This window comes from Streptomyces sp. NPDC057654, from assembly GCF_042800135.1.
Classification (GTDB): domain Bacteria; phylum Actinomycetota; class Actinomycetes; order Streptomycetales; family Streptomycetaceae; genus Streptomyces.
On the sequence record NZ_JBHVHQ010000737.1, the window covers coordinates 1 to 4,370 of the forward strand.

Annotated in this window: 4 protein-coding genes; 2 read left to right on the forward strand and 2 right to left on the reverse strand. The window is 68.8% G+C overall.

What is annotated here, in order from left to right:
- Positions 1-89: 89 nt before the first annotated feature.
- On the reverse strand, positions 90-1,640 hold the full coding sequence (locus ACFU99_RS34730; RefSeq protein WP_384399904.1) for a M4 family metallopeptidase: 1,551 nt from the start codon (positions 1,638-1,640) through the stop codon (positions 90-92).
- Between the two features lie 405 nt (positions 1,641-2,045).
- The gene (locus ACFU99_RS34735) at positions 2,046-3,227 is read right to left on the reverse strand and encodes a helix-turn-helix domain-containing protein (RefSeq protein WP_384399895.1); all 1,182 of its coding nucleotides are present in this window, start codon (positions 3,225-3,227) and stop codon (positions 2,046-2,048) included.
- Between the two features lie 189 nt (positions 3,228-3,416).
- Here ACFU99_RS34735 and ACFU99_RS34740 point away from each other — a divergent pair, with 189 nt between their 5' ends.
- Both ACFU99_RS34740 and ACFU99_RS34745 read left to right on the forward strand, forming a co-directional pair.
- Complete coding sequence (locus ACFU99_RS34740; protein ID WP_384399898.1) at positions 3,417-3,827, forward strand: hypothetical protein; 411 nt, start codon at positions 3,417-3,419, stop codon at positions 3,825-3,827.
- 236 nt (positions 3,828-4,063) lie between these two features.
- Complete coding sequence (locus ACFU99_RS34745) at positions 4,064-4,348, forward strand: hypothetical protein (RefSeq protein ID WP_384399901.1); 285 nt, start codon at positions 4,064-4,066, stop codon at positions 4,346-4,348.
- Positions 4,349-4,370 lie beyond the last annotated feature (22 nt).

A 4,370-nucleotide genomic window follows, 5' to 3' on the forward strand; every position in this document is an offset into this window, starting at 1 on the left:
GGGCACGGCCGCGTACGGGCAGTGCGGAATGTGCGGGGGGAGTGCTGAATGTGCTGGGTGTGCGGGATGTGCCGGGTGGGGCCGGTCCGCTAGTTGACGGCGATGCCGGACCAGGCGGCGCCGACGGCCTTGTACTCGGCACTCGACGCGCCGTACAGGTCGCTCGCGGCCTTCAAGGTGCCCGCGCGGGCGGCCTTGTAGTTGGTGTTGGACGTGAAGTACGTGGTCAGCGCCTTGTACCAGATCTTCTCGGCCTTGTCCCGGCCGATGCCGGTGACCTTGGAGCCGTTCGAGGTCGGGCTGTCGTAGTGCACGCCGTTGATGTCCTTCGGGCCGGAGCCCTCGGAGATCAGGTAGAACCAGTGGTTGGCCGGGCCCGACGAGTAGTGGACGTCGATGCCGCCGAGGCCGGAGTACCAGGAGTCCTTGGACCGCCCGTCCTTGCTGGGCTTGTCCATGTACCGCAGCGGCGTGCCGTTCCCGTTGATGTTGATCTTCTCGCCGATGAGGTAGTCGCCGGGGTCCGCGGCGTTGTTCGCGAAGAACTCCGCGGTGGTGCCGAAGATGTCCGAGGTGGCCTCGTTGAGGCCGCCGGACTCGCCGCTGTAGATGAGGCGGGCCGTGGCGGCGGTGACGCCGTGGCTCATCTCGTGGGCGGCCACGTCGAGCGCGGTGAGCGGGTGGGTGTTGCCGGACCCGTCGCCGTACGTCATGCAGAAGCAGGTGTCCTGCCAGAAGGCGTTGACGTAGTTGTTGCCGTAGTGGGCGCGGGAGTAGGCGCCCTTGCCGTCGTTGCGGATGCCGTTCCGGCCGTGCACCTTCTTGTAGTAGTCCCAGGTGACGGCCGCGCCGTAGTGGGCATCCACGCCGGCGGTCTGCCGCCCGCCGCCCCAGACGTCGTCGGCGTCGGTGAACAGGGTGCCGGTGCCGGAGGTGCCCTGGTTGAGGTCGTACGTCTTGTGGCCGCCGCGCGCGCCGTCGGTGAGCTGGTAGGTGGAGCCGCTCTTCGTGGTGGTGAGGTCGACCTTGCCGCTGTACGTGCTGGTGCCGGTGCCGGTCTCGACGGCCTCGTGCTGGAAGAGCTTCGCGCCGGTCGCGGCGTCGGTGATGACGTGCAGCTCGCTGGGGGTGCCGTCCGGCTGGACGCCCTTGACGACGGTCTCGTACGCGAGGACGGGCTTGCCGGTCGCGGCCCAGACGACCTTGCGCGGGGCGGCGTCGGCGCTCGTCTTCGCGTTCTTCTTGGCGCTCGACGCCGCGAGCGCGCTCTTCTTGGCGGCGGCCGGGGCCAGCCGGGCGTCAGTGCCGGACACGGCGATCGTGGCTTCGGTCGCCTTGGTGACGCTGCGCGCACCGCTCTTCTTCACGTGAACGACCAGGTCCCCGCCGAGTACGGGGAGTCCGGCGTACGTGCGCTCGTACCGGGTGTGCACCGTGCCGTCCGCGTCCTTGACGACGTCGCGGACGACGAGCTTCTCCTTGGCCCCGAGGCCGATCTTCCCGGCCGTGGCGGCGGCCCCGTCCTGGGCGTCGCGCAGCGCGGACGCCCGCTGGGAAGCGGAGAGCTGAACCGCTGTCGCGCCCGACTCGCGGTCGGGCTGCGCGGTGGCCGACCCGGTCTGGACGCCGACGGCGACCATCGCGGCGGAGGCGATCAGCGCGGCGGCGCGCAGCGTGTTCTTGCGGGGGGTGGACGTGATCCGTCTCAACTCGGTCTCCTTGCGCGGACCGCTGGTTCGCGGCCCCTCGGTGGGCCGGGCAGCCAAGGGTGGGGTGCCCGGTAGTGCAGGAGTGAACCGAGGAGAGAGTGCCAGCCCTTCGGGCTCTTTGACAGGGGCGCAACAAGGATTTGATCCGGCGTTCTTGGGCCGGCGGGGGGTTTCGTTCCGCTATGCGGTGAGACGTGCCGGGCCGGGGGGCCGGGGGTGTGGACGCACGGGGGGAGCGGGCGGTCGAGGCCGCGCGCCGCCTGTACGGTCCGGCTTACGGGAGCGGGGGCGCGGCCCGGCGCACGGTCGCCCCGGCGTGGCCGGGTGTGCTGCGCGCTAGAGCTCGACCCCGGAGAGCTTGGAGAGTGCGAGCAGCCGGGCGTTGCTCCGCTTGTGGAGTGAGGTGAGGACTCGGAATACCTCCTGGCCCATGGGGTTGAGCCGGGCCATTTGAGGTGCCGCTCCCCATGCCGTGGCAAGGTTTTCCAAGGCCCCGTCGCGGTCTCCCAGGTCGAGTTGCGCGCGTGCCAGGTTGATACGGCTGGCCGCGACCCGGACGGGAGGAAGGCCGGTCAGTGCGGCGTCGAGGTCCGCGGCGACCCTGACGGCCTCCTGCGGTTGCCCGAGATCGACTTGGGTGGCGAGCAGATGTGTGACGGTGTTGCCGGGGCCGAAGATCATGTTGTGCAGGGTGTGATCGGCCCCGAATTCGTCGGCTGCTTTCCACGCGGACTTGATGTGCCGGGCGGCCTCCTGCTTGGCTTCCCTCTTGTCCTCGATCCGCCCTGCGAGCGTCATGCCGCGAAGGTTCAGGACGCCGATGGCGAAGGCTCGTTGCTGCCCGCTCAAACCGTTCTGGGCCGCGGCGATTGCCCGGTCGACGATCGTCAGCCCTTTGTCGAGCGAACCGGAGTTGAGATAGGCGCCGGCCCGGTCGCGGGCGGCGACCGCCGCCGCCAGCGGATTGCGCTTCTGCTCGACAGCCCACCTCTGCCGAGTCACAGCGAGCTCCGCCATGTCCATCCACCGGTGCCGAGCCGCCAGCCAGTAGACGGCGCTGTACATGTCGCTCAGAGCCGCCCAGCTCTGGGCCGTATTGGCGGCGAACGCGTGCGCGGTGGCGTTTCGCACGTAACCCGGGAGAGCCGGCATCAACCGATCGATGTCGACGCTGTCCCTATAGAGGCCGACCGCCTTGAGATCGCGTGCGATGGTCCGCTCGTCAACCTCTCGGGTTTCTGGGAGATCGTAATCCCGGACGGCCGACCGCAGGGCCAGCAGTTCGGCCTCCATATTGATCTCGACGGGGGCGGTGCCGAGCACTTCGGCCATGGTGATCCCTATGGCCCGTGCCATCAATGCGGCGACTTCCGGCGTGAGCGTGCGGTCCCCGACTTCGATCTTGCTGAGCAGCGAGACGGAAATCGAAGCCTTGCGCGCGAGTTGCTCCTGCTTCAGCCCGCGGGCCTTCCGCACGGCCGCGAGATTGGCGCCTGGTGCCAGTCGTGGTGTGACCATGAGTTCAGTCTTCCTCAGAACGGTGCTCGCGAGTCGGCGGCCCGAAGCTTTGCGCTCCTCATTCGGGGTGTGCAAGTGGTGTGCAAGTTCACCTGAGCCGAGGGGCGTTGAATGGTTTGAGATCGACCGCTCCACCAAAGGAGGTCGGTCACGAACCTACAGGCGCAATGTCGACGCATAGGGTCACTGATGGACACCAGCCCACAAGACACCTGCCCTGACGCCCGATCCATCGGCGTCAAACTGGCCGAAGAGCTACACCTGTCCTTCCTGGCACTCGGGTTCTGTCTGCCGATACAGGGAGCAGCCCCGGTAGGGGGACGCGCGTTCGTCTCAGTTGACCCGATCGGCCATGACACGGCCTTTCGGTTGATCGAAACGCTGGGGCCGCCCCCGTTGCGCACGGCCCTCAGCGGCGACTGCGTGGGGCAGGCCGCCGATGCGGCGAGATCGCTTCGGCGATCACTTTTCACTGCCGGGCTCGCCCTGCCCGGCCTGCGCGCCGAGGGGCCGCTGGTCGAGTTGGGGACGGTGTCGCCCTCCTGGGCGGAGTCGCTGGCGGAGGTCGTCGCCTCCGGAGCGAAGGCGGCCACGCGGTGACGCGAAGCGACGGTAGGGAAAGGCTGTCTCAACTGATGGCGGCGAATGGGGGGAGCGGTGTGCTCCTGGTTCTCAAGGAGCCTGGAGCGGCGGCCGGGAAGGGGCCCAGGCCCATCCCTGGGGCCATGGTCTATCCGCCCTGTCAATGCCCTGAGCATCGCGCCGGGCGGGGGCGTCCGGATACGTCCGTGTCGTTGTCGCCGGTCGGTTCCGAGAGTCCCGCGAGGGTCCGTGCGGTGCGGTACGCGCAGTTCACGATGGTCCAGGACGCGTCGGTTCGGCCTGAATACAGCGTCACGTGCGTGTCCGGCGATCATCTGGAATGCGGTGGGGAATCCGGCGGCGAGGGAGTCCCGGAAGTCGTCGAAGCGTGGATGCGGCAGCACGCCCAGGACACCGGTCACCGGCGCTATCGGCGCAGCATCTGCGACTACGCCGAGTGCGAGCCGCCGAAACCGCCGGAATCGCCGAAATCGCTGGAACCGCCAAGTGAGAGCGAGGGCCGGCGGGCTCCGCAATGAGAAGGGCGGGCCCTCATGGGCC

Coding starts and splice junctions, on each gene's coding strand:
- ACFU99_RS34730 (WP_384399904.1), bottom strand. CDS start 1,640: ATGGTCGCCGTCGGCGTCCAGACCGGGTCGGCCACCGCGCAGCCCGAC.
- ACFU99_RS34735 (WP_384399895.1), bottom strand. CDS start 3,227: ATGGTCACACCACGACTGGCACCAGGCGCCAATCTCGCGGCCGTGCGG.
- ACFU99_RS34740 (WP_384399898.1), top strand. CDS start 3,417: ATGGACACCAGCCCACAAGACACCTGCCCTGACGCCCGATCCATCGGC.